Source organism: Algirhabdus cladophorae, from assembly GCF_044772865.1.
In the GTDB taxonomy this organism is placed as follows: Bacteria; Pseudomonadota; Alphaproteobacteria; order Rhodobacterales; family Rhodobacteraceae; genus Algirhabdus; species Algirhabdus cladophorae.
In genome coordinates, this window is the sequence record NZ_CP173029.1 from 2,866,122 (window position 1) to 2,889,105 (window position 22,984).

Genomic DNA, 22,984 nt, shown 5'->3' on the forward strand with positions numbered 1-22,984 from the left:
ATGAGCCGCGTCTTGGTCCTGCCTCTTTTGCTGATATCAGCGGTAAATTCAGCCATTCTAACCTTCGGTCGTAACATTGCCTGGATGGCATTAGCCCTGATGGTCATTGTGATCTTGGTGCAGGTTTTCTTTCGCTACGTCCTCAACAATGCGTTGCCTTGGCCGGACGAAGCCGCACGTTTTTTGATGCTCTGGATGATGGGCTTGATCGCGCCATTGGCCCTGCGCCAAGGGGGATTTGTGGCCATTGACACAGTGCCGCGCGCCTTGCCTGCCATGGTGGCGAAACTCTTGATGTTGGTCTTGCTGGTGTTATCGTGCTTGGTTTTGGTGACGGCGATCCAGTTGGGTTGGAAGCACACAATGGGGTTTGGTGGGAACTTTGACAGTTCATCGCTAAAGCTGCCGCTGGATTGGTTTGGTGGCGAATCCATGCGCGTCAAGCTGCGCTATATGTACGGATCGCTTTTGGTTTGTGTAATCCTGATGCTGGCCGTAACGGTCGAATTGATCCTGCGCACCCTCATTAACTTGATAGATCCAAACCATCCACTGCCGCACATCGGCGGCGACGTAATTGCAGGTGCCGACTGATGCTGACATGGTTTTTGCCCCTGTTTTTGGTGTTCCTGCTGATCGGGACGCCTGTGTTTTTTGCCCTGCTGCTCGCGCCCGGTTTGTTGCTGTGGTTTAGCGGCCAAGAACGCGACATAGCCCTGCTTTATCGCAATGTTTACAATGGGATGGATAGCTTTCCCCTGATGGCTCTGCCGTTCTTTATGCTGGCAGGCGAGATGATGAACAAAGGTGGGATCACGACCCGCCTTGTCGACTTTAGTCAAGCCATTATGGGCCATCTGCGCGGCGGTTTAGCCCATGTGAATATCCTGTCATCAATGTTGTTTGCGGGGCTTTCGGGATCGGCTGTGGCGGACACATCTGCCTTGGGGTCCACTCTGATCCCTGCGATGGAAAAGAACGGCTATACCCGAAAATTTGCCGCCGCTGTGACTGCGGCCAGTTCCGTGATCGGCCCCATCATTCCGCCCTCGGGCATCATGATTATCTATGCATACGTCATGGGCGAAAGTGTTGCAGCCCTGTTTTTGGCAGGGATCGTTCCGGGTGTTTTGGTCGGCGTTGGCCTGATGTTGGTTGTGCGTCTGATGGCCGACAAATACGACTTGCCCAAAGCCGAACGTATTGTGAATAAAAACCAAAGCATCGGCGTTTTGGAATATTGGGTCAGCCTGATCCTGTTGCGCATCAATTTTGCAGGCCTGCTGTATGCGATCACATCTGGCCTGATTGCGCTGGCCGGCATCGCCCTGTCTGGTTGGATGCTGTTCCTCGTCATGCTGCCCATCGCACATTTCATTTTGATGGGCGTGCGCCGTCAAGTCAGTTATGATTTCCGTCTGATTTGCAAAAAGGCTGTGGCCCCACTGCAGGCCCCGATCATCATTTTGGGCGGCATTTTGGTTGGCGTGTTCACCCCGACCGAAGCTTCAGCCGCTGCAGTGGCCTATGCGTTCCTTGTATCTTTCTTTGTGTTGCGCACGATGAAGTTGTCAGATTTGCCGGATATTTTGATGCGCTCGGCCATGGGCGCCTCAACTGTCTTGTTGCTGGTAGGGGCTGCTGTGGCCTTTAAAGTGGTGGTCAGCCTCAGCCACGCCCCCGAACAACTGGCAGAATTTGTGCTGGGGCTCAGCGAAAACCCCCTGATCCTGCTGTTTTTGATCAACATCCTGTTGTTCATCGTTGGCATGTTCTTGGACGCAGGCCCCGCGATCATCATTCTGGGGCCGATCCTGGGGCCGGTGTTTGTCGATCTTGGGGTCCATCCGGTTCACTTTGCGATCATCATGTCAGTTAACTTGACCGTCGGCCTTGCGACACCACCCATGGGGTTGGTTTTATTCGTAGCCTCCAGCGTGTCAGGCGAGCGGGTCGAGACGATTTCAAAGGCCATTTTACCGTTTCTCGCCGTCGAAGTAATCGTGATTTTCCTGATTACTTTCGTCGAACCCATCTCAATGTTCATCCCGCGCTTGACGGGTTTCGTACAGTAGAACAATAGTGTATCAATTAAAAATCAAAGAGGAGGAAACAATGCTAACAACTACACTAAAAGGTGCGCTTGCAGCGACGATGCTCATGGGCTCGGCCTTTGCCGGTTATGCGGCGGGTCATGCCGAATACAACATTCGCGCGACAGCCAATTCCAACGAAAACGACGAAGACTATGATGGTCTGGTTGTGTTCAAAAACTACGTCGAATCTGCCTCTAACGGTGCGATTTCGGTCGAGTTGTTTATCGGCACGCAGTTGTGCTCGAAAGGCGCTGAATGTTTGCAAGGCGTGGCCGACGGATCGATCGATGTATATGTCTCGACGTCTGGTGGTGCATCTGGCATTTTCCCATACGTTCAGGTTTTGGACCTGCCCTATCTGATGGCCGATGACCGCATCGCAGAAGACGTGATGCAGGGTGATTTTGTCCGCACAATGCGCAAAATGGCACTGGCTGACAGTGGCGACGCAATCCGTTTGATGACCATCGGGAACACTGGCGGCTGGCGCAACTTTGCCAACACCAAACGCCCGATCATGGAACCCTCCGACATGGAAGGCCTCAAGATCCGCACAGTGGTCGCCGACCTGCCACAGGAACTGGTCCGTGCCTTGGGTGCAGCCCCGACGCCGATCCCATGGCCTGAGCTGTTCACATCGTTCCAAACGGGCGTTGTCGAAGGCTCCAAAAACGGCATTACCGACATCATGAACATGAAGTTCCCGGATGCTGGTCTGAACTACGTCACGCTGGACGGCCATGCCTACATGGGCGCGCTGTGGTGGATGAACAACGCCAAATTCCTCGATATGCCCGAGGATATGCGCCGCGTTGTGGTCGATGGTTTCTCGCAATTGCAGCAGGCCACATTTGCCTCGCCCAAGCGTAAATCGATCCAAGCTTACGAAGACTTCAAAGCCGGTGGCGGTCAGCTTTATGTGCCAACACCAGAGCAAAAAGCGATGTTCAAAGACGCAGCAGCTCCGGTTTACGATTGGTTCAAAAGCAATATCAAAGGCGGCGGCGAGATCTTTGACGCTCTGACTTCGGCCGTTGCCGAAGCAGAAGCTGACATTGACGCGGGTCGGTCGATGGATCTGCAGTAAAATCTGCTCAATACTGTAAGAAAGGGCCGTCCATTGAGGCGGCCCTTTTTAGATTCTATTTCGGTGAATTAATCTTCGTTACCCGAACGCACTGCTAAAATTTCAAGCAATAGACAGTGTAGCCTAAGGCAGCCCCGCTAAAATCTCTATCTATCCAAAGCACTATCTCATTTGATCTAGTATTATGGATTTACGCTTTTTCGAGATTTACCGGCGCTCAGAATACTTGCTGATGCTCTTGGAAGGCGTTTTATTCAGCATCAGCTTGACCGTTGCTGCAGCTGTGTTGGGTTTTTTGTTTGCTTTGGCTTTGTCCGGGGTGCGGTTCGCACATGTGCCCTACGTCCGCCACATGGCCACGGCCTATGTCGAGTTCATCCGCAACACCCCATTGATCGTACAGCTGTTTTTTGTGGCCTTCGGCCTGCCCCTATTGTTGGGATATCAATGGCCGTTCTGGGCCCATGCCCTTTTGGCGCTGATCCTCAACTTTTCCGCCTATTTTTCCGAAATTCTGCGTGCGGGCTACGGCACAGTGCAATCGGGTCAAAGCGAGGCGGCAGCGGCCCTAGGCCTCAGCCGCGTTCTGATCTTTTTCAAAATCATTTTGCCTCAGGCTGTCGCAAAAATGTACCCGTCCCTGTCCAGTCAATTCATCTTTTTGTTTCTAACGACCGGCGTGATTTCCGAAATCGGGGTCAATGATCTGACCCAAGCCGGGAAATTCATCGACAGTCGCACATTCCGTACCTTCGAAGTCTATTTTACCCTTACCGCGATCTACATTCTGATTTCGCTTGGGTTCAAAACCATCCTTAGCCTAGCACAACGACGTCTGTTTCGCTGGCAGGTGGCCCGATGAAAGACGCGTTTGTTGCAGTGCTGGGTGCCCCTGAGGGCGTGGTTCTGTTCCAGCTATTGGTGGCCACTCAATTCACGATTTACCTGTCTTTGATCGCCTTTATCGGTGGCGGCATTGTTGGGGGCATCATTACAATCCTTCGGATTTTGCCGAACAAAGCGTCCCGCTATGCAGCCCAATCCTACATTTGGTTTTTCCAATCTGCCCCCTTGCTGATGCTGCTCTTTTTGTTCGGCCTTGGCGTGCCACGTCTGTTGGGCTTCAACGTAAATATCTGGATCGCAGCCAGCCTTGCCTTGACCCTATACGCCAGCGCCTATCTGGCAGAGGTCTGGCGCGGCGCCATTCAAAGCCTGCCAGAAGGCCAATGGGAAGGCGCGCAGGCTTTGGGTCTGCGGTTTTTTACGACGCTGCGATTGGTCATCATCCCGCAGGCTTTGCGCGTCTCTTTGGCGCCCACAGTTGGGTTTCTGGTGCAGATCATCAAAGGCACATCGCTGGCCTATATCATCGGGTTTTCTGATCTGATGAGTATCGGCAAACGTTGGGCCAATGCCCCGGTTGAGGGCACAGAACCCTTCATCATCTATCCGCTCATGGCGCTGATCTACTTTGCCCTGTGCTTTCCACTTTCAAGGCTTGCTTTGGCCTTAGAAAAGCGGCTGGGAACGGTCCCCAAAACCGCCCCGGTTGCCGCATAACCCTCCCATATACAAAGGAAAATACCATGACATCCTTCAGAAAAATTCTAATCGCGAGCGCCGTAGCAGTGCCGATGCTTGTCGGGCAAGCCGTTGCAGACCTGGCCGATATTCTGGCCTCTGGCACTGTCAAAATCGCCATTCCTGAATCCTTTGCACCCTTTGGGGCCTTGGGGGCATCGGGCGAATACGAAGGGTACGACGTGGACGTGGCCAAGCTGATTGCAGCAGATTTGGGCGTCGAGCTGGAACTGGTGCCGGTCACGTCCAACCAGCGCATCCCATTCCTTGAAACCGACCGCGTCGACCTGGTCATCGCAACCATGGGCGCCAATCCCGAACGTGCAAAATCAATTTGGTTTTCGGCGGCTTATGCACCGTTTTTCTCGGGCGCTTTTGCAGCATCGGGCAAGTCCATTGGTGGCGTGGCTGACCTTGCGGGTATGTCAGTGGGCCTGACGGGTGGCACTTTGGAAGATCTTGAACTGACCAAAATCGCCCCCGAGACCACGCAAATCATCCGCTTTGGCGACAACGCCGCCACGCGTGCCGCATTCGAATCTGGTCAGGTTGATGTGCTTGTCAGCGGCAACACCGTGGCAGCAGCAATCAGTGCAGCAGACCCCGCCGCAGATGTGGAAACCAAATTTATCCTAAAAGAATCGCCTGCATTCATTGGCGTAAAGAAAGGCAACTTGGACCTGTTGTTCTGGGTCAACACCTTCATCTTGCACAAAACCTTGGGTGGTGAGTTGAATACACTTTCCAACACATGGTTGGGTCAGGATCTGCCGGCCCTGCCAAAACTGTAAAAACCCCACCGTAAAAGTAAATCAAGCGGCCTTAACGGGCCGCTTTTTTCGTATCATGCTTAAGGCAAGTGGTGGCGGTACAGGGACTTGAACCCCGGACACGCGGATTATGATTCCGCTGCTCTAACCAACTGAGCTATACCGCCATGAGCGCGGGGTTTAGGCAAATCGCACCGCATCGTCAAGCGGCCATTTACATCCTAGGCTCTCCCTCCTTAAAAACGTGGGGGGAGAATTCCAAAGGGGCCTGAAAATGCTAGACGCACTGCGCGAAATCTTAGGACCAAATGCGGTCCTAAGCGGCGACGACACTGTTAAATGGCGCAGTGATTGGACAGACAGCTATCATTGCACGCCTCTGGCTGTTGTACGGCCCAAAACTACGCATGATGTGAGTGCCGTTGTGCAATGGGCCAATGGCACGGGCACGCCAATTGTGCCTGTTGGTGGCAACACCGGCCTGTCTGGTGGCACCTTTGCGGATGGTGCTGTGATGATTTCACTGGACCGTCTCAACCAGATTGAAGAGGTCCGGCCGCAGTCCCGCGTGGCAATCGTGGGGGCCGGTGTGATTTTGTCCAACTTACACGAAGCTGTCGACGCCCATGATTTGGTGTTTCCTTTGACCTTTGGGGCAAAAGGCTCGGCGATGATCGGAGGGATTTTGTCGACCAATGCAGGCGGCTCGAACGTTGTGCGCTATGGCAACACCCGTGACCTGTGTTTGGGGATTGAGGCTGTGTTGCCAACCGGAGAGATCATCAATCTGATGTCGGAACTGCACAAAGACAATTCAGGGCTGAACCTCAAACATCTGTTGATCGGGGCCGAGGGCACCTTGGGCCTTATCACCCGCGCCGTTCTCAAATTGCATCCCAAGCCCCGCGCCTTTGCCACAGCGATGTTGGCCGCAAAGGATCTGGATGCAGGCTTAGATGTACTCAACGCGTTGCAACAGGCTACGGGCGGCGCTGTCGAGGCGTTTGAGTATATGCCACGGGCCTATATCGATGCCCACAGGGCCATGTTTCCCGCAGCACCTGCGCCCTTTGCAGACAGTTACGACGTCAACATTTTGGCCGAAGTGGGTGCTTTAGCCCCGCGTGATGCTCGGATGATGCAGGACGGATCTACGCCCGTGGTCACCCATCTCGAAGACACCCTAGCTGGGTTTATCGAAAACGGTTTGATCTTGGACGCGGTCGTTGCCCAAAACGAAGGCCAGCGCCGTGCGATGTGGGAACGTCGTGAACAGGCCGCCGAAGTTGTGCTTACCCAAGGCCCCGTTATCCAAAACGACGTGGCCCTGCCTTTGGACCGGTTGCAGGAGTTTTTGACCAAAGCCAGTCAGGTCTTGGCGACAATCGACCCAGAGGCCCATGATATTTCCGTGGCCCATGTGGGCGATGGTAACATCCACTACACCGTGAGCCCCTCTGATACAGATCCAGCGCACAAAGACAAAATCGTCGAAGCGATAGAAAAGCTGGTCCAAGATATGCGCGGCAGTTTTTCGGCAGAACACGGGATTGGCCTGTCAAAACGCAACTCAATGAAACGCCGCAAAGATCCAATTGCCCTAAACACCATGAAGGCGATCAAAGAAGCCCTTGATCCCAATGGCATTCTCAACCCGGGCAAAGTCTACCCGGACTAAGTGTATTCCGGTTTTGCTTTGAAAAAGTATCTTGGCGGAGGGCTGCAAGGGCTGGAGGCAAAGCCCCCAGCGACCATTAGCAGCTGCGCACTGTCTCGATCATGAGGCCCACATTTTCAGGATCTGCATCCGGTGTAATACCGTGACCCAAGTTAAAGATATGCGGCCCACCAGAAAACGCTTTTACAATTTCGCGGGTCTCATCGATCAGGGCTTGACCGCCAGTTACCATATGTTTGCTGGCCAGGTTGCCCTGCACACAGCCATCGACCTGCACTTTTTCAGCAGCCCATTCAGCAGACACAGAATTGTCCAGTGCCACGCAATCCGCGCCTGTGGCTTTTGCAAAGCCGATGTATCCATCACCAGCCTCCCGCGGGAAGGCAATAATTGGCACCGTGGGGTGTTTGGCCTTTAGGGCTGCAATGATCTTTTTCGCAGGTTCCAGCGAGTACTTTTGGAACGCAGGACCGTTGAGCGAACCAGCCCAACTGTCGAACAGTTTCACCACCTCAGCACCTGCCTGAATTTGCATATCAAGATAGGTGATCGTGGCCTCAGTCAGCCGGTCCATCAAGGCATCAAACACCTCAACATTGCCTTGCATCAACGCGTGCGCGGGTCCTTGGTCTGGCGTCCCACGACCGGCAATCATATAGGTCGCAACAGTCCACGGTGCACCTGCAAACCCGATCAACGTCGTCTCGGATGGCAACTCACGCGCCAGAATTTTCACCGTCTCATAGACCGGCGCCAAATGTTCGTGAATTGCATCCGCCGGCTTTATTTTGGCAAAGTCATCGGCACTGGTGATCGTGCTCAGGCGTGGCCCCTCACCGGTGACAAACCATAAATCAGCCCCCAAAGCTTGTGGCACCAACAAAATATCCGCAAAAAGAATCGCCGCATCAAAGCCATATCGCCGGATCGGCTGCAGCGTTACTTCTGCGGCTAGATCGGGATTGTAACACAACGACAGAAAATCCCCTGCCTGCGCCCGTGTGGCGCGATATTCGGGTAAATAGCGGCCAGCCTGTCGCATCATCCATATGGGTGGTGTTTTTTGGGTCTCCCCATTCAGGGAAGCGAGGATTTTTTTACTATGTGTCATGGTCTGATTTTCTTTGTTCATAGGTGTTTGGTCCCGCGTAACCGTCTAGAAGTCAAGACAAATGGTTGTCAGGGCAAGTTGACGGGTTTAGGAATATCCTATGACACTTGAACTTCCAACACCCTCCGCGCCGCTCAATATTGGAACGCGTGGTTCACCGCTGGCGCTTGCGCAAGCATACGAGACACGCATGCGCCTGATGGCAGCCTTTGATTTGCCCGAGGCTGCGTTTGAAATTGTGGTGATCAAAACCACAGGCGACAAAATAATTGACCGCCCCCTGAAGGAAATAGGGGGTAAGGGCTTGTTTACGCGCGAGATTGAGCAAGACATGCTGTCCGGCAAGATCGATATTGCCGTCCATTCTATGAAAGACATGCCCGTTCTACAGCCCGAGGGTTTGTTGCTGGACACCTATCTTCCACGCGAAGATGTGCGTGACGCCTTTATTGCCCTTGATGGTGGAAAGCTGGCGGACCTGCCTCACGGTGCCACGGTCGGCACGTCCTCTTTGCGCCGTAAAGCGCAACTTTTGAACTATCGCCCCGATCTGAATATCGTCGAATTTCGCGGCAATTTGCAAACACGGCTCAAGAAATTGGGCGATGGCGTGGCCGAGGCCACGTTCCTTGCCATGGCGGGCCTGCGCCGTTTGAAAATGGATGATGTGCCGCGCACGGCGATTGAAGTCACCCAAATGCTGCCTGCAGTGGCCCAAGGTGCCATTGGGATCGAACGACGGGCAGATGACTTGCGTGCAGCTGAAATGCTGGAAGCCATTCACGACGGGCCAACAGGCCAACGTTTGGCCGCAGAGCGGGCGTTTTTAGCAGCCCTTGATGGATCCTGCGAAACGCCCATTGGCGGATTGGCCGTGTTGGACGGCGGCACAGTCAAATTACGCGGTGAAATCCTGCGCGTTGACGGCTCGGAAGTTCTGACAGACGCAGGCGACGCCCCCATTGAAGACGGTCCAGAATTAGGCACGCAAATGGCAAACACATTGCGCAGCCAAGCCCCAGACGATTTCTTTAGCTGGTTGACCTAAACTTTAGCCCCAACAGACGCGCTCCATACAGGGGCTGTCTCAAACTGATCGCGCCAAATAACATAGGTCATTACTGGATGATCATGGGTGGTTAGGGCGTGCGGCGTGTTGGACGGATGAAAGGCGCTATCGCCAGGATGCAAGGTTGTGGGCGATGCACCCTCAAGGAAAAACTCAGCCTGCCCCGCTAAGACGACATAAAGTTCATCTGCGGGATGATGATGCCACGGGTAGTGTAGATGCGCGGGCTGGTAGACAACAAAGCTGCGTATTTTATTGCTGGCAAACGGCGTATCGCGCCCAATGATTTCATAGCATCCAAAACGGTCCATGAAATCGGCACCAATGTCCGTGTCTTTGTAAGTTTCGCGCCACTGCACATGGGGCGCTGCTGCGATCACGGCATCTCGCACATGGGCATAGTTGGTCGATGTTAATCGCGTTTCATCTTGCAACAATTGCGCGGCTGGGATCCAAAACGGGCGCGTTTCTTGGGCGGTTATATCATCGGGAAACGCTGCAAACTCCTGCAAGGCTGCATGGTTGCGGTGCAGATCTTTGACCGCCTCCAGTAAGGGTTCAAAATCAAACGCGCTCATGGCGTCACGACAAAATTTCCAATGTGGTCCTTTTCGATAAAGGCCGCTTGAGCTGCGTGGAAGTCTTTCAACGGATAGGTGGCCGCCAACATGGGTTTAACCTCACCACGTTCAATATAGTTTACAACATCCTTGAAGACTTGCGGCGGCACCACGGTTGATCCTGTGAATGTCAGATCATTGAGGTAAAACGTGCGCAGATCAAGATCCACAATTGGCCCCGCAATCGCACCAGAACAGGTGTATCGTCCACCTCGCTCTAACACATCGATGAGGGAGCCAAAGACAGGGCCCCCAACAATATCGGCCACAACACTGACTGTGGATTGCCCAATTGCGCCCTGCAAAGCCTCGCCAAGGTTCTCGACACGTCGCGGCAACAGTGCCGCTGGCTTTAGTTCAGCCAACTGAGCGTGCTTACTTTCTGACGACATAGCCACGACTTGTGCGCCGCGCCGGTGGGCCAGCTGGATCAGCGCCGATCCAACCCCACCAGAGGCCCCCGTGATCAAAACCACATCATCGGCCCCCACAGCAGCGCGGCTCAGCATGCCTTCCGCTGTGGTGTACGAACACGAGAATGTCGCCAGTTCTGCATCCGTCAAATCACTTTCGATGACGCCTATATTGCGATGATCCGTCACCGTATAATCCGCATAGCCCCCATCGCATTCAGATCCAAAATACCCCGTGGAATTCTTGTTCAACGGATTGTCCCAGTCTCGCAGCCAGTTGTCCGTTAAAACACGCTTCCCGATCAAAGCCGGATCCGCGTTGGCCCCAACGGCCACGACAGTGCCGACTGTGTCTGCGCCTTGAATACGTGGAAATGAAATCGGCGCGCCGCCCCATGTTGGGTCGTTTTCGCTGACGTCTTCATAAGCGCCCCCCGTAGTCGCAGTTGTGACGGCTTTGGAATACCAGCCTGAACGCGTGTTGACGTCCGTGTTGTTCATTCCGCAAGCGCCAACTTTGATCAAAACTTGATCGGCACTGGGCTGGGGGACAGGCCAATCAGACCTATATTCCAAAGCGTCCAAATCCCCATGACCCATGAGAACAATTGCGTTCATTTTAGTTGGAATAGTCATTTGGCTCACCTGCATTTGCTATCTGTCAACGGCAGGCTAAGACCCGCTTTGCGTTAAAGGCTTGTCTACCCACGACATTCAATCTTCTTTTTTCCAAAAAATACTCACCGCGCGGCCGCAGGCCGCGCCCCCCGGCGATGTGCGCAGCACAGCGCAATACCTCTTTAGGGCTCAATCGCCCAATGCTTGAGAAATGCACGATCTGGCTCAACCCCAATCCCCGGGGACGTCGGGATCGCCACTTGCCCACCGGTCGCAGCCACCTGCCTTTGAATATCCAGAGGATCCGCCAACAAATCATCGCGAAAACGGTTTTCGGTCGTATCAAACTCCAGCATCGGCTCCCATGGATGCAATCCGCCCGGCATTGGTGGCATCGCTGCAAGAAGTTGCAGGTTGGTTGCGACTGCAACAGCACTGCCCCATACATGGTTGATCACTGGCGTGAAATGCGCGTGACACAGGGCCAAAACCCGCAGGTATTCAGAAATTCCGCCCAGTGCGCAGACCTCAGGTTGGGCAATGTCCAAGCCGCGATTTTCCAAAATGCTACGCCATCCCCAACGGTTAAACTCGGCCTCGCCACCTGAAATATTGGTCTTCAATGCGGCACGCAATTCGCGGTAACCGTCGTGGTCTTCAGGGGCCACAGGTTCTTCGAACCAATAGGCCTGCATCTCGTCCAGCGCGCGGCCCACATAAAACGCGTCTGATGTGGTGTAGCAATGGTTGGCGTCCACCATAAACCGGTAATCCTCCCCCACACCGCGGCGCACAGCCTCGCAAAGTTTCACATCAGATTTCGGCCCCAAACCAACCTTCATCTTGGTCGCCACAAAACCCATATCTTTGATCGCAGAAGCCTCATCGACAAACCGATCTGCCAGACTGTCGGCATTTTCATCCGGCCGCAGCATCATACCGTAGCCATACACATCAACCACGGTTCGATGGGCACCGCCAATCATCTTGTGCAGCGGCAACCCAGCGACTTTGCCCGCAATATCCCATAGGGCGATATCTACCCCCGATAGCGATTGCAGTGGCATGCCCTTTTGTCCGTGGTCTCGCAAAAGGTTGTAAACCTTGTGCCAAATCACGTCGCGGTCCATGGGGTCCATCCCCAATACCAAGGGCTGGATCACCTTTTCGACAATCGTACGATTGGCCAGAGCCACTGTGCCAGGGCCAAAACACTCGCCCCAGCCCGTTACGCCCTCATCGGTTTGAACCTCAACAATATGGGCCGTGCGTTTTGAATAGTACTGCTGTGAATAGCCCAGTGTTTCGGGCATGTCACAACTCAGCACATGGCTGATAATTTTGGTGATTTTCATGTTGGATGTTCCATAAAAAAAGGGCGCCGCATTTCTACGGCGCCCCAAAAATCAGAGTGCGATTACTTCATCGCTCCCAGATCTGTAAGGAAGGAGATGTGGCTGTCCAGCATCGTCTTCGCTTCTGGTGTTGTTGCGAACTCGGTCCAACCGATTTTCACAGCTTCACGGTATTTCGCCAGCTCTTCTGGAGACCACTCATACAGGTTCACGCCAGCCGCGCGCAGGTCTTTTGCTGTCTGCGCGTTTTGCACTTCGTTGATTGTCGCGTTGTGCAGCGCGAGGCTGTCCATGGCCACAGTCATGATCGCACGATGATGCTCTGGCATTGCTTCCCAAACATCTGTGCGGCACGACAGGTGGTCCGCTGGCATCGAGTGGAAGCCAGGAAAGTTTGTGTGCTTGGCGATGTCATAAAGACCAAGGCCCACGTTGTTTGTCAGGTTGGCCGCATCTGCACCGTCGATGATGCCTGTCTCAAGCGCTGTAAAGATTTCGTTGAAATCCATCACGATTGGGGATGCACCCAAGGCTGCGAATACTTTTGTAGCCAAGCCGGGGGGCGAGCGGAATTTCCAGTCTTTGAAGTCTGCCACATTGCGAATTGGCGCAGTCGAGGACAGGGATTCAGGACCAGGAATCCACCAGCCCACAAAAGACATGCCGTACTGGTTGTGCAGATCGTTGACCGCATCACGACCGCCGCCGTGCAGCAACCAAGCCATTTGCTGATAAGGGTTCAGATAGCCACCCAACAGATCGCCTGCAAATTGGAATGCAGGGTTTTTACCAGTTTGGTAACCGGAACCGGTCATGTCGCAGTCCAAGATACCGTTGGCTGCCGCATCAAATGTTTCAACGGATTTCACAACAGTCGAGCTGTAGAACATCTCAACTTCGATCTCACCATTGGACATGGTTTGAATGTTGTCGATGAATTCAGCTGCCATCTTGCCCGATAGGGTCTCTGGCGAGAAGTGCGTTTGAATCCGCAGCTTTGTGGAATGACCTTCGGCGAAAGCAGCCCCTGCCATAGCAGTCAGGCCAACAGCCGTAGCCGTTACCAGTGTTTTTAGTGTAGTGCGCATGGTTTCCTCCCTTAATGCGTCTTTGGTAGTATAGGGTTCAGCCCAAGCACATGCCCAAGCCGCGCTTTGGTGTCTTCCAGATGGTTTTCCATCTTGGTTTCCGCCAAAGCCCCATTTCTTTGCAAGATCGCGTCAGTGACCCCTCTGTGAAAAGGGATTACCTGCTGTTTATCTTGCAAATTCGCTGTTGTTAGTCGGATTGAGATCATCAATGCAGAAATCATAACCCCTTCCATCGACCGCAAAAATTCATTGTTGGAGGCGAACAAAATCGCACTGTGAAACGCCGCATCTGCCGCCACGAAGGCGTGCAAATCGGTTTGTTCCGCTTCCATTTGCAGCTGTGCTGCTTCGATTTTGGCGTGCTCGACGTCGCTGCCACGTTCCGCAGCCCACCGCGCAGCTTTCGGCTCGATCATCATGCGCACGTCCAAAAGCTGTCCAAGGTAATCTTCGCTAAGATCTGCTTCTTGATGCCAGGCCAGAACGTCATCGTCCAAAAGCCCCCATTTGCGGCGATCCAAGACGCGCGTGCCCACCCCGCGCCGCACTTCCAGCAGGCCTTTTCCGACTAGGATTTTGACTGCATCGCGCACCACGGACCGGCTGACATCATATTTCACCGACAAAGCCGCTTCGTCTTCGATCAAGCCACCGCAGGGGTAAGACTGTCCTACAATCTGGCGGCCCAACGCGCTGGCCACACGCGTCGCCATGCTGGCGGGCATCCGGTTACTGCCTTTGAGGCTGTAGAACATTTCTTCATTCATGGCCTGAAGGAAAACATATGATGTTTCAGGTGTCTAGGATTCTTGTCAAAGTCGTGGTCACCCGGTCACCCACGCCGGGAGGCACAAAATTGCTATCGACAGCACCACCTGCCATGCCGCAAACAGGCAAGACGTGTCGCTGGCGCGTTGTATCACGACCCAGACATTACAAAGGCAGTTGGACTATGGCACTTTTATTGGGCGTGGATACTGGTGGCACCTATACCGACGCCGTTTTGATCAAGGATGAAACCGATGTCCTTGCCAGCGCCAAGTCCCTGACAACACGGCATGATCTGGCCATTGGGATCAGCCGGGCGATCCAAGCCGTCTTGGTCCAGTCCAACGCGGATCCTCGGGACATTTCGATGGCCTCGTTGTCGACCACTTTGGCGACAAACGCCTTGGTCGAGGGCCAAGGCGAACGCGTTGCTCTGATTTTTGTGGGCTTTGCCGCACAGGACCTCGACAAACATGGGCTGACCGAGGCGCTTAAAGGGGATCCCGTTCTGGTAATGGAGGGCGGTCACACCCATTCGGGTGCGGAATCCAAACCCCTAGACATCACGGTTTTGGATGCGTTTTTGGACCAATACGGTGCCGAGGTTAGCGGGTTTGCCGTAGCCAGTCAGTTTGCAACACGCAATCCAGCACATGAACACCAAATCAGCACTCATATCGCCAAGCGCACAGGCCTGCCCGTTTCTGCCTCCCATCAGCTTAGTGCGAAACTAAACGGCCCAAAGCGGGCGATGACCGCCTTGCTGAACGCGCGTCTGATCGGGATGATCGACCGCTTGATCAGCAAAGCTGAAGCGACCTTGCGCGATCACAAAATCCAAGCACCGCTGATGGTGGTGCGCGGGGATGGGGCGCTGATTTCTAGTGCGCAGGCCCGTCTGCACCCGATTGAAACGATTCTCAGTGGACCTGCGGCCTCGATTGTGGGGGCCAGTTGGATGACCGGCCAGTCCCAAGCCATGGTTAGCGACATCGGCGGCACTACAACAGACATCGCTATTTTGCGCGATGGTCAGCCCGCGATTGATCCCGCTGGCGCACAGGTCGGCCCTTACCGCACCATGGTCGAAGCAGTGGCGATGCGCACATCTGGATTGGGCGGCGACAGTCAGGTGCATTTTGTCTCAGAAGGCTTGTCCGGTGGTGTCACATTGGGACCAAGACGGGTATTACCCGTGTCACTGATCGCCCATGAAGCCCCCGATGTCGTCCTGCCTGCGTTAGAAAACCAACTGCGCGCGGCCGCACCAGGAGAACAAGACACGCGGTTTGTCCGTGCAATTGCTGGCCAAAATACCGAAGGGCTGATCGAGCGCGACAGGACCTTGCTGGACCGCATTGGGCAAGATGTGCATCCCGTTGGAAAGATCCTCAACTCGCGCATGGACAACGGGGCCTTGAACCGACTTCTGGATCGCGGGTTGGTTCAGGTGTCGGGCGTGACGCCCTCGGATGCCTCGCATGTGTTGGGAACCTTGGATGCATGGTCGCGACCTGCGGCCCTTATGGCGCTGGAATTGATCGGACGCAGGCGCACTGGATCAGGCGAAATGCTGGCTCCTGAGCCGGTTGAAATGGCCCAAATCATCATCGATCAACTGACACATCAAACTGGGCTGGCCGTCTTGGAGGCCGCGTTTGCAGAAGAAGATCCAACGTTTGACCAAGATCCCAGAACACTGGCCAATCATGTTCTTGTGCAACGCGGACTGGGGCACCACAGCGGTTTGATGCGCTTGGATGTTGGCGTGAACGTGCCGGTGATTGGGCTTGGGGCCTCGGCACAGACCTATTACCCTGCCGTTGGCACGCGACTGAACTGCCCCATGATCCTGCCCGACCACGCAGGTGTTGCCAATGCAATCGGCGCCGTGGTTGGGCAAGTGACTATGCGAAAATCGGGCACGGTGACCAGTCCCTCGGATGGTAAATTTCGAGTGCATTTGTCTGAGGGCCCTCAGGATTTCGGCAGCAAGGACCCAGCACTCAAGTTTCTGGAGGAGCGCTTGACGCAAGAGGCCACTCTTGCCGCACAAGCTGCGGGTGCAGAAGATCTACAACTGAGTGTCGAGCGTGATGTTCGCAAAGCAAAAGCTGAGGCCCGTGAAGTTTTTGTTGAGGCCACGATCACGGTGTCCGCCCGAGGTCGCCCGCGGGTCGCCCGGCAGGACGTTACATCATAGCTTGCTCAGCGCGGGGACGGCTTGGGTCTTGAGCAGTGCCGCAAAATCATGCTGCGACATCGGATAGCCCAGCGCGTAGCCCTGCAATTGATCGCAATCGACGTTTTTGATTGTTGCCAGATGGCGCTCTGTCTCGACCCCTTCAACGACAATCTGAGCGCCCTCTAGTCGCGCCACTTTCGACAAGGCCTGCAGTATCAACAATTGCGCGGGCCGATCCACAATCGGGAAGGTCAGCGAGCGGTCAATTTTGATCTTATCAGGTTTGATGTTTTGCAGAGCCACAATAGACGAGCGCCCCGATCCAAAATCATCCAATTCAATGCCCATTCCCAGATCGCGAATGGACTGAATATTGCGCAAAGCCTCCCCATCGACTTGATCCAAAAAGGCGCTTTCCAACAGCTCAAAAGACAATTTGTGATGGCCTGACAACCGCTTTAACAGGATTTCGCGGAACGCGCGTTCACTCAGACGTTGTTTTGACAAGTTGACCGAGATCGTCGGGAACGCCACACCCCCAGAATCCCACTCATCTTGCAAGGCGCAGACTTTCTCAAAAACCGCCGCGTCGATCTTTGACGTCAGCCCGGCATCCTCAGCCGCGGGCATGAAATCTGCCGGAGCAAGAATTCCACGATTGGGGCAATCCCAGCGCACCAAGGCCTCTGCCCCAGATAGCGCCAGAGTTCTTGCATCAAATTGCGGTTGGAAAAAGCAAGTGATCTGACCCTGCGCAATCCCATCGATTAGATCTTGGCGTTGGGTCAAACGTTGCTGACTGCGGCGCCCAATCTTTTGCGAATAGAACTGATATCCATGGCGCCCGGCGTCTTTGGCGGCATAAAGCGCTACGTCTGCCTGTACGAAAAGTTCGGACCGTTTGATTGGCAGACCTTGGGACACTGCGATGCCGATGCTGATACCAAACACGCATAGCTGGCCCTCAAACTCAAACGGCTCACGGGCGATTTGTAGAACATTTTCGGCAATGCGTGCCAATTCCGAATGACTGGGAGCCTCAGAAAAGAAAACCAAAAATTCGTCACCACCGACGCGGCAAATAAGTTCACCGTTTTCAAAGACCTTCCGCAGCCCGCGTGCCACATGCACCAAAACCGCATCGCCTGCGGCATGACCCATAGTGTCGTTGATTTGTTTGAAGTGGTCCAAATCCAGATGCAAAACACCAAACCGCGTGTTTTGATGTCCGGTGCCCAAGTAGTAGTCGACAGTCTCATCCAATAGCCTGCGATTGGCCAACCCGGTCAAAGCGTCATGTTTGGATTCGTATTCTAGATCACTTCGCGCCGCCTCAAGAAGCTGCGCTTTCATATAATCCTCGGTGACGTCAATATTTACCCCCACCATACGCGAGTGATTGTGCGGCAGTTTGATATAGCGGGCGATGCTGCGCACGGTTCGGACAGACCCGTCGGGGCGCACAATGCGATAGTCTCGCAAAAAATCCACGCCTTTGCTCTGACATTCGGTAGCGTATCGCACCACCTCTTCGCGATCATCAGGATGCAAATAGGTTTCCCATAGATTGTCGTCGCGTATATTTTGGCCATCGGTCACGCCATAGATCTCCATCATCCGGTCGTCCCAATGGACGAGGGCCGTGCGCGAGTCAAAATCAAAGGTGCCCATGCCAGACACCCCAACAGCCAATTGCAACTTGTTGTTCACATCGTTGAAAGTGTCTTCTGAGTTTTTGATATCGGTAATGTCGATATCAGAGCCCACAATCCGTAGCGGCTTACCGTCTTTGTCATGTTCCATGACTTGGCCACGGCACCAAATCCAGACCCAATTCCCCTCGGCGTCACGATGGCGGTATTGCACACTGATGGCGTCCGTTTCGCCCCGCGTTTGATTTCCAAAAACTTCCTTTAGGGTCCCACGATCCTCGGGGTGGATATCCTCCAACCAAACATCAAGTTGGCTATTTAACGGCGCATCAGGGGCAAGCCCGCGCATTTGACGCCAGGTTTCAGACACCTCAAAGCTGCCCCTTATGGTGTCATATTCCCAAACACCCTGATCAAGATGTTCCAAAAAGAACTGCAAGCGCGGATCGACCCAATCGGTCTCAACCTGTCGCTGGCACAAAAACACTTGCGCGCCATCGATATCCGCCATGGGTTTCACGGAGGCAGCGATGCGCCCCGAGTGGCCTTGGAGGATAATAATTTGTGGGGCAGCCTCAGTTGCGGTCAGCGGAACTGTGACATGCTTGGTCGGGACGTAATCTGCAATTGGCCGATCATCAACGCAGCCCTTGGGCAGACCGAAAAAATCCGCGAGCGCTTTATTCGCAGACAGCACCCTTCCGTCTACACCAAGAATAGCCGCTGGCGTCTCTAACAAAGACACAATATGTCGCATACGTTGCATTAGATTTGTGCATACCCGCTAAAGGTGAATTTCCAAACATCAAATGCTGATTTTCTCTTAAAACCAGCGCCCTAGATCCAAGATAGGGCCAACAACTTAATTTTTATCAGCCAGAATGAGGCCTTTCTAAGTGAAAAGACCAAAATTTTATCTTTCACTCACGTTGCTTGCGATTCTTTCTTTAGCTGCGGGGACGAAAGCGCAGATTTACCGCACAAAATCGATCCGTCGCTTAAAAATAGGCCTCTAACAAGCGGGACCTGATAGCCAATGGCGTCACCTGTTGGCGGCTTGAACGCGACTGTTAAGGTAGTGGGCAAAGTCATAGTTTGGACGTTCCAGATGAGACAAATGCCCCGGCTGCGCCGACGTTGCGCACAACCCGCGATAAACCTTCTCGGTACAGCCACGATCCTCGACGTTTACCTCGTCCAAAAGGGTCTTGAGTTTCGCGAAATGGGATTGCGCCGCAGGATCGTTAACGTAATCAGGGGACATACCCCCGCCAAATGCGATCTTCACTTGACCCACGCCATGCGGATGCAGGCTGAGGTACCAAAAGTATCCTGGCGTCAGCGTGATCATTAAGCCCGGATAAATCGCCAGCAGATAAGTCATCCGCCGCCGTTCCCCTTCAAGACGTGTGTTTGAAGGATGCGCCAAAGCGATGTTCAACGTGTCATCCTTTAAAATCGTATGATAGTTGAACGCCTCTTCGCCGGGGGGACAGATCATTTCCTCCAACTTGGACAGGCCGCCAATCGTGCCGGCGTGACATACTGGCAAATGGTAGCTTTCCATAAAGTTCTCGGCCAAAACCTTCCAATTTGTATCCCAAATATGGGTTTCGGAAAAGGTTTCGGTGTAGCCTTCCATGCCATAATCGCCCACCAATTCCTCGACCTTGGACAAAGACGAGGCCACAGTTGGCGCATCGGGATTGAGCGTAACAAAAACCCAGCCCAGCCATTCTTCGCATCGAATATCAGGTAGGCTGTAATGTTCTTTGCAGAAGTCTGTGTTCAGGGTCATGGCAGGGGCACCGCGCAAACTGCCGTCCAGATTATAGGTCCATGCGTGATAAGGGCACACGATAGAGCGCGTGTTTCCACGCCCTTCCAACAGCGTCGACATCCGGTGGCGGCACACATTGGACATAGCCCGCAACTCACCTTTCGCATCGCGCAGTACCACGATGGGCTGATCCGCCAATTCCAGCGTGATATAATCCCCACCAGCGGCCAAAGCACTGGCGCGTCCGACACAAAACCAGTCTTGGGAAAAGATGTCCGACAGTTCGCGTTTCAGGAACGCCTCAGATGTATACACAGATGGCGGCATAGCGCGGGCCTGCTCGAATGGCACGGCCACTGCTTCCCCTAGTTCCTCGACAGCGTCTTTCATGATGGATCCTTTGGCTAGCCGTCCAAAATCCAGCACAAAGTGACGGCTGGCGCAATTGTTTTCAAGACACTTTTAATTCGGATCTTGTTGGCGCATCAATACCATAGGGAACCCCCCAAAAGGAGACGGGTCATGTCCAAACGCGCAGCAGATCACTTGGTTAATCAATTGGTCGCCCAAGGCACCACACATATTTTCGGTGTTCCAGGTGAAAGCTATTTGCCGATTTTGGACGCGCTGCATGGTCGCGAAGGGGCTATTTCCTTTGTAACATGCCGTCAGGAAGGTGGCGCTGCTATGGCGGCCGAGGCTCACGGCAAGCTCACCGGACGGCCCGGGATCTGTATGGTGACCCGTGGACCGGGCGCCACAAATGCATCCGCTGGGGTACACGTGGCCTATCAAGATTCCACGCCGATGATTGTCTTTATCGGCCAAGTGGCGCGGGACATGATTGATCGCGAAGCGTTCCAAGAAATCGACTATCGCCGGATGTTTGGGCAGATGGCCAAATGGGTGGCACAAATCGATGATCCCAGCCGGATTCAAGAATACGTCACCCGCGCCTACCGCACTGCCCTCAGTGGGCGCCCCGGACCCGTTGTTTTAGCGCTGCCTGAGGATATGCTCTACGACGAAATCACCCCGCCGCCTGAGCCAAGGCCAATAACAGTGCCCCGATCTGCGCCCGTGCCCAGTGAAATGGCAGCCCTTCAGGACCGGATCCAATCGGCCAAGCGCCCGTTGATTATTGCAGGGGGCGGTGGCTGGACAGCAAAGGGGATCCAAGCCCTTCAGCAGTTTTCCGAGGTCCAAGCCCTGCCCGTTAGCGTATCCCTGCGTTGTCAAAGCCTAATGGACAACACCCATCCAAACTACGCTGGACATTTTAGTGTAGGGCCAACCCCTTATTTGGCCGAAGCCCTGAGCCAGACAGACCTGTTGATCGCGCTTGGCCCGCGCTTGGGCGAGATGACAACGGGCGGCTACAAATTGCTGGATGTGCCTGTCCCAAAGCAAGACTTGGTGCATGTTTTCCCTCAAGGCGAGGAACTGGGCCGGGTTTATGAGCCACAACAGGCTTTGGTGGCCGACATGGAAAGCTTTTGCTGTGCTGCTGCAGACTGGTCCCCCCTGAAACCCGCCACTTTTGAGGCGAGAACAGCGCAGTTGCATGCATCCTACCTCGACTTTGCGAATGCCGATCTGCTGCCCGAGGATCCGTTGGCTTCTTATTTCGCGCATATGACAGAGGTTCTGCCTCACGATGCTATCATGTGTAACGGGGCTGGAAATTATGCAGGCTGGCTGCACCGGTTTTACAAGTTTCGCGCGCCCTTCTCGCAATTGGCGCCAACCTCGGGATCCATGGGATATGGTCTGCCTGCCGCTGTTGGGGCCGCGGCTACGCGGCCCGATGCCGAAGTGTTCGCCATAGCGGGCGACGGCTGTTTGATGATGACCTGTCAGGAAATGGCCACAGCCGCGCATCACCAATTGAACCTCACGGTTATTGTGATCGACAATGCCCGATATGGCACAATTCGCGCCCATCAAGAACGGGAATATCCCGGGCGGGTCTCGGGCACCGCACTGACAAATCCAGACTTTGTGGCCTTTGCAAAATCGTTTGGGGCCAAGGCGGAAAGAGTGCATGATCTAGCGGCCTTCAAGGCAGCTTTGGCCAAGGCCCGCTCGCACAAAGGCGTCAATCTGATCGATGTTCCATTAGGGCCTGAGTTCCTCGCCCCCGGAAAACAACTGAAGTCATAAATTGACGTAACGGACTGCGTTTTGGAATGGTCGATGGGGTAGTCCTTAAACGATTAGGACCTTGCATCTACGTCATAAATCCGCCTTTTTGGCCCTCAGATTGCATTTAACATGCAGCGACACTTTGCGAGGCAGGTATGGACTATTCTCTTCGGGCCGTTTTGTCCTACCGCGCAGCGCAGCCCTGTGATGCATTGTTGCAAATCGAGGCGGCCACAGATCCAAACCAGACGATCCTCAATGAGAGCTTGACGTTTGCAGCGGCGATCGCAAGCCAAACCATTAATGGTGAAGGTGACATTGGAATCCGCCGTTGGCTGCATATCCCCCAAAATTTGGACTGCGTATATGAGGCCTTGGTGCGCGTGACCCGCCCCCAAAAGCCCATCGCCAACCTGCCAGCCACCGCTTTTTCGCAATTGCCCGGCGAGGTGAACACCTATTTGATGCCCTCGCGCTATTGCCACCCCGAACAAGTACTGAACCTGATCGAACAACAGTTTTCCAATTTGCAAGGCGGGTCGCTGATCCAAGCCATGAGCGATTGGATTTTTGCCAACATGACTTACGACATCACAGCAAGTCATGCGGGCACAGCAGCCCACGAAAGCCTGACGGCGCGGTCCGGCGTATGTCGAGATTTTGCCCATATCCTGATTACCTTGGCGCGAGGTGCAGGGCTGCCCGCGCGCTATGTCAGCGCCTATGGCCCTGCAGTCAGCCCACAGGATTTTCATGCGCTCGTAGAGGTATTCTTGGACGGTGCATGGCATCTGGTGGATCCCACGGGCATGACAAAACCCGATGAGGTGATCCGCATTGGCGTTGGACGGGATGCTGCGGATGTGTCGTTCCTCACATCCTATGGCTTTTTAGAGCTTAAAAATCAGTCAGTCGCTGTTCATCAACGTCCGCAAACCAGCGCTCAACAGTAATCGCGTTGC

19 protein-coding genes and 1 tRNA gene are annotated in these 22,984 nt (G+C 54.2%); 11 read left to right on the forward strand and 9 right to left on the reverse strand.

What is annotated here, in order from left to right; genetic code table 11:
* The 6 genes from ACIRQ6_RS13830 to ACIRQ6_RS13855 all read left to right on the forward strand — a co-directional run bounded on the left by ACIRQ6_RS13830 (position 1) and on the right by ACIRQ6_RS13855 (position 5,558).
* On the forward strand, positions 1-594 hold the full coding sequence (locus tag ACIRQ6_RS13830) for a TRAP transporter small permease (RefSeq protein ID WP_420861190.1): 594 nt from the start codon (positions 1-3) through the stop codon (positions 592-594).
* The gene (locus tag ACIRQ6_RS13835) at positions 594-2,075 is read left to right on the forward strand and encodes a TRAP transporter large permease (protein WP_420861191.1); all 1,482 of its coding nucleotides are present in this window, start codon (positions 594-596) and stop codon (positions 2,073-2,075) included. The genes ACIRQ6_RS13830 and ACIRQ6_RS13835 overlap by 1 nt, the downstream gene beginning before the upstream one ends.
* 40 nt (positions 2,076-2,115) lie before the next feature.
* Entirely contained in the window at positions 2,116-3,183 is a 1,068-nt protein-coding gene (gene dctP, locus ACIRQ6_RS13840) for a TRAP transporter substrate-binding protein DctP (RefSeq protein ID WP_420861192.1), read from the forward strand.
* A 184-nt stretch (positions 3,184-3,367) separates the two neighbouring features.
* Entirely contained in the window at positions 3,368-4,045 is a 678-nt protein-coding gene (locus ACIRQ6_RS13845; RefSeq protein ID WP_420861193.1) for an amino acid ABC transporter permease, read from the forward strand.
* Positions 4,042-4,746: an amino acid ABC transporter permease gene (locus ACIRQ6_RS13850; RefSeq protein WP_420861194.1), complete on the forward strand. Its 705-nt coding sequence runs from the start codon at positions 4,042-4,044 to the stop codon at positions 4,744-4,746. Before ACIRQ6_RS13845 ends, ACIRQ6_RS13850 begins: the two co-directional genes overlap by 4 nt.
* A gap of 26 nt (positions 4,747-4,772) precedes the next feature.
* On the forward strand, positions 4,773-5,558 hold the full coding sequence (locus tag ACIRQ6_RS13855) for a transporter substrate-binding domain-containing protein (protein WP_420861195.1): 786 nt from the start codon (positions 4,773-4,775) through the stop codon (positions 5,556-5,558).
* A 69-nt stretch (positions 5,559-5,627) separates the two neighbouring features.
* On the opposite strand, the gene ACIRQ6_RS13860 is transcribed toward ACIRQ6_RS13855, so the two are convergent.
* Positions 5,628-5,704: transfer RNA gene (locus ACIRQ6_RS13860), tRNA-Met, on the reverse strand.
* Positions 5,705-5,811: 107 nt separating this feature from the next.
* On the opposite strand from ACIRQ6_RS13860, the gene ACIRQ6_RS13865 reads away from it, so the two are divergent.
* The gene (locus tag ACIRQ6_RS13865; protein WP_420861196.1) at positions 5,812-7,215 is read left to right on the forward strand and encodes an FAD-binding oxidoreductase; all 1,404 of its coding nucleotides are present in this window, start codon (positions 5,812-5,814) and stop codon (positions 7,213-7,215) included.
* A gap of 76 nt (positions 7,216-7,291) precedes the next feature.
* On the opposite strand, the gene hemE is transcribed toward ACIRQ6_RS13865, so the two are convergent.
* Positions 7,292-8,326 (reverse strand): uroporphyrinogen decarboxylase, encoded by a 1,035-nt coding sequence (hemE, locus tag ACIRQ6_RS13870; RefSeq protein ID WP_420861197.1) that lies wholly within the window; start codon positions 8,324-8,326, stop codon positions 7,292-7,294.
* Between the two features lie 100 nt (positions 8,327-8,426).
* Here hemE and hemC point away from each other — a divergent pair, with 100 nt between their 5' ends.
* Positions 8,427-9,374 (forward strand): hydroxymethylbilane synthase, encoded by a 948-nt coding sequence (gene hemC, locus ACIRQ6_RS13875; RefSeq protein WP_420861198.1) that lies wholly within the window; start codon positions 8,427-8,429, stop codon positions 9,372-9,374.
* On the opposite strand, the gene ACIRQ6_RS13880 is transcribed toward hemC, so the two are convergent.
* The 5 genes from ACIRQ6_RS13880 to ACIRQ6_RS13900 all read right to left on the reverse strand — a co-directional run bounded on the left by ACIRQ6_RS13880 (position 9,371) and on the right by ACIRQ6_RS13900 (position 14,259).
* Positions 9,371-9,973: a dimethylsulfonioproprionate lyase family protein gene (locus tag ACIRQ6_RS13880; protein WP_420861199.1), complete on the reverse strand. Its 603-nt coding sequence runs from the start codon at positions 9,971-9,973 to the stop codon at positions 9,371-9,373. The genes hemC and ACIRQ6_RS13880 overlap by 4 nt on opposite strands.
* Positions 9,970-11,064, reverse strand: a complete 1,095-nt coding sequence (locus tag ACIRQ6_RS13885) for an alcohol dehydrogenase family protein (protein ID WP_420861200.1) — start codon at positions 11,062-11,064, stop codon at positions 9,970-9,972. The genes ACIRQ6_RS13880 and ACIRQ6_RS13885 overlap by 4 nt, the downstream gene beginning before the upstream one ends.
* A 164-nt stretch (positions 11,065-11,228) precedes the next feature.
* Positions 11,229-12,401, reverse strand: coding sequence for a mandelate racemase/muconate lactonizing enzyme family protein (locus ACIRQ6_RS13890; RefSeq protein WP_420861201.1), 1,173 nt, complete (start codon positions 12,399-12,401; stop codon positions 11,229-11,231).
* Between the two features lie 62 nt (positions 12,402-12,463).
* Positions 12,464-13,489 carry a TRAP transporter substrate-binding protein gene (locus ACIRQ6_RS13895; RefSeq protein WP_420861202.1) on the reverse strand — a complete coding sequence of 342 codons (1,026 nt, stop codon included), beginning with the start codon at positions 13,487-13,489 and terminating at the stop codon, positions 12,464-12,466.
* 11 nt (positions 13,490-13,500) lie between these two features.
* The gene (locus tag ACIRQ6_RS13900; protein WP_420861203.1) at positions 13,501-14,259 is read right to left on the reverse strand and encodes a FadR/GntR family transcriptional regulator; all 759 of its coding nucleotides are present in this window, start codon (positions 14,257-14,259) and stop codon (positions 13,501-13,503) included.
* A gap of 185 nt (positions 14,260-14,444) precedes the next feature.
* On the opposite strand from ACIRQ6_RS13900, the gene ACIRQ6_RS13905 reads away from it, so the two are divergent.
* On the forward strand, positions 14,445-16,463 hold the full coding sequence (locus tag ACIRQ6_RS13905) for a hydantoinase/oxoprolinase N-terminal domain-containing protein (RefSeq protein WP_420861204.1): 2,019 nt from the start codon (positions 14,445-14,447) through the stop codon (positions 16,461-16,463).
* Here the strand turns inward: ACIRQ6_RS13905 and ACIRQ6_RS13910 are convergent.
* Both ACIRQ6_RS13910 and ACIRQ6_RS13915 read right to left on the reverse strand, forming a co-directional pair.
* Positions 16,458-18,863 carry a putative bifunctional diguanylate cyclase/phosphodiesterase gene (locus ACIRQ6_RS13910; RefSeq protein WP_420861205.1) on the reverse strand — a complete coding sequence of 802 codons (2,406 nt, stop codon included), beginning with the start codon at positions 18,861-18,863 and terminating at the stop codon, positions 16,458-16,460. The genes ACIRQ6_RS13905 and ACIRQ6_RS13910 overlap by 6 nt on opposite strands.
* Positions 18,864-19,139: 276 nt before the next feature.
* Complete coding sequence (locus ACIRQ6_RS13915; RefSeq protein WP_420861206.1) at positions 19,140-20,267, reverse strand: aromatic ring-hydroxylating oxygenase subunit alpha; 1,128 nt, start codon at positions 20,265-20,267, stop codon at positions 19,140-19,142.
* 132 nt (positions 20,268-20,399) lie between these two features.
* Between ACIRQ6_RS13915 and ACIRQ6_RS13920 the strand changes: the two genes are divergently transcribed.
* Entirely contained in the window at positions 20,400-22,040 is a 1,641-nt protein-coding gene (locus ACIRQ6_RS13920; RefSeq protein ID WP_420861207.1) for a thiamine pyrophosphate-dependent enzyme, read from the forward strand.
* A 137-nt stretch (positions 22,041-22,177) separates the two neighbouring features.
* On the forward strand, positions 22,178-22,975 hold the full coding sequence (locus ACIRQ6_RS13925; RefSeq protein WP_420861208.1) for a transglutaminase-like domain-containing protein: 798 nt from the start codon (positions 22,178-22,180) through the stop codon (positions 22,973-22,975).
* Positions 22,976-22,984: the final 9 nt, after the last annotated feature.

Coding starts and splice junctions, on each gene's coding strand:
- ACIRQ6_RS13905 (WP_420861204.1), top strand. CDS start 14,445: ATGGCACTTTTATTGGGCGTGGATACTGGTGGCACCTATACCGACGCC.
- ACIRQ6_RS13915 (WP_420861206.1), bottom strand. CDS start 20,267: ATGAAAGACGCTGTCGAGGAACTAGGGGAAGCAGTGGCCGTGCCATTC.
- ACIRQ6_RS13920 (WP_420861207.1), top strand. CDS start 20,400: ATGTCCAAACGCGCAGCAGATCACTTGGTTAATCAATTGGTCGCCCAA.
- ACIRQ6_RS13895 (WP_420861202.1), bottom strand. CDS start 13,489: ATGCGCACTACACTAAAAACACTGGTAACGGCTACGGCTGTTGGCCTG.
- ACIRQ6_RS13880 (WP_420861199.1), bottom strand. CDS start 9,973: ATGAGCGCGTTTGATTTTGAACCCTTACTGGAGGCGGTCAAAGATCTG.
- hemE (WP_420861197.1), bottom strand. CDS start 8,326: ATGACACATAGTAAAAAAATCCTCGCTTCCCTGAATGGGGAGACCCAA.
- ACIRQ6_RS13925 (WP_420861208.1), top strand. CDS start 22,178: ATGGACTATTCTCTTCGGGCCGTTTTGTCCTACCGCGCAGCGCAGCCC.
- ACIRQ6_RS13900 (WP_420861203.1), bottom strand. CDS start 14,259: ATGAATGAAGAAATGTTCTACAGCCTCAAAGGCAGTAACCGGATGCCC.
- hemC (WP_420861198.1), top strand. CDS start 8,427: ATGACACTTGAACTTCCAACACCCTCCGCGCCGCTCAATATTGGAACG.
- ACIRQ6_RS13910 (WP_420861205.1), bottom strand. CDS start 18,863: ATGCAACGTATGCGACATATTGTGTCTTTGTTAGAGACGCCAGCGGCT.
- ACIRQ6_RS13835 (WP_420861191.1), top strand. CDS start 594: ATGCTGACATGGTTTTTGCCCCTGTTTTTGGTGTTCCTGCTGATCGGG.
- ACIRQ6_RS13885 (WP_420861200.1), bottom strand. CDS start 11,064: ATGACTATTCCAACTAAAATGAACGCAATTGTTCTCATGGGTCATGGG.
- ACIRQ6_RS13830 (WP_420861190.1), top strand. CDS start 1: ATGAGCCGCGTCTTGGTCCTGCCTCTTTTGCTGATATCAGCGGTAAAT.
- ACIRQ6_RS13865 (WP_420861196.1), top strand. CDS start 5,812: ATGCTAGACGCACTGCGCGAAATCTTAGGACCAAATGCGGTCCTAAGC.
- ACIRQ6_RS13845 (WP_420861193.1), top strand. CDS start 3,368: ATGGATTTACGCTTTTTCGAGATTTACCGGCGCTCAGAATACTTGCTG.
- ACIRQ6_RS13890 (WP_420861201.1), bottom strand. CDS start 12,401: ATGAAAATCACCAAAATTATCAGCCATGTGCTGAGTTGTGACATGCCC.
- dctP (WP_420861192.1), top strand. CDS start 2,116: ATGCTAACAACTACACTAAAAGGTGCGCTTGCAGCGACGATGCTCATG.
- ACIRQ6_RS13850 (WP_420861194.1), top strand. CDS start 4,042: ATGAAAGACGCGTTTGTTGCAGTGCTGGGTGCCCCTGAGGGCGTGGTT.
- ACIRQ6_RS13855 (WP_420861195.1), top strand. CDS start 4,773: ATGACATCCTTCAGAAAAATTCTAATCGCGAGCGCCGTAGCAGTGCCG.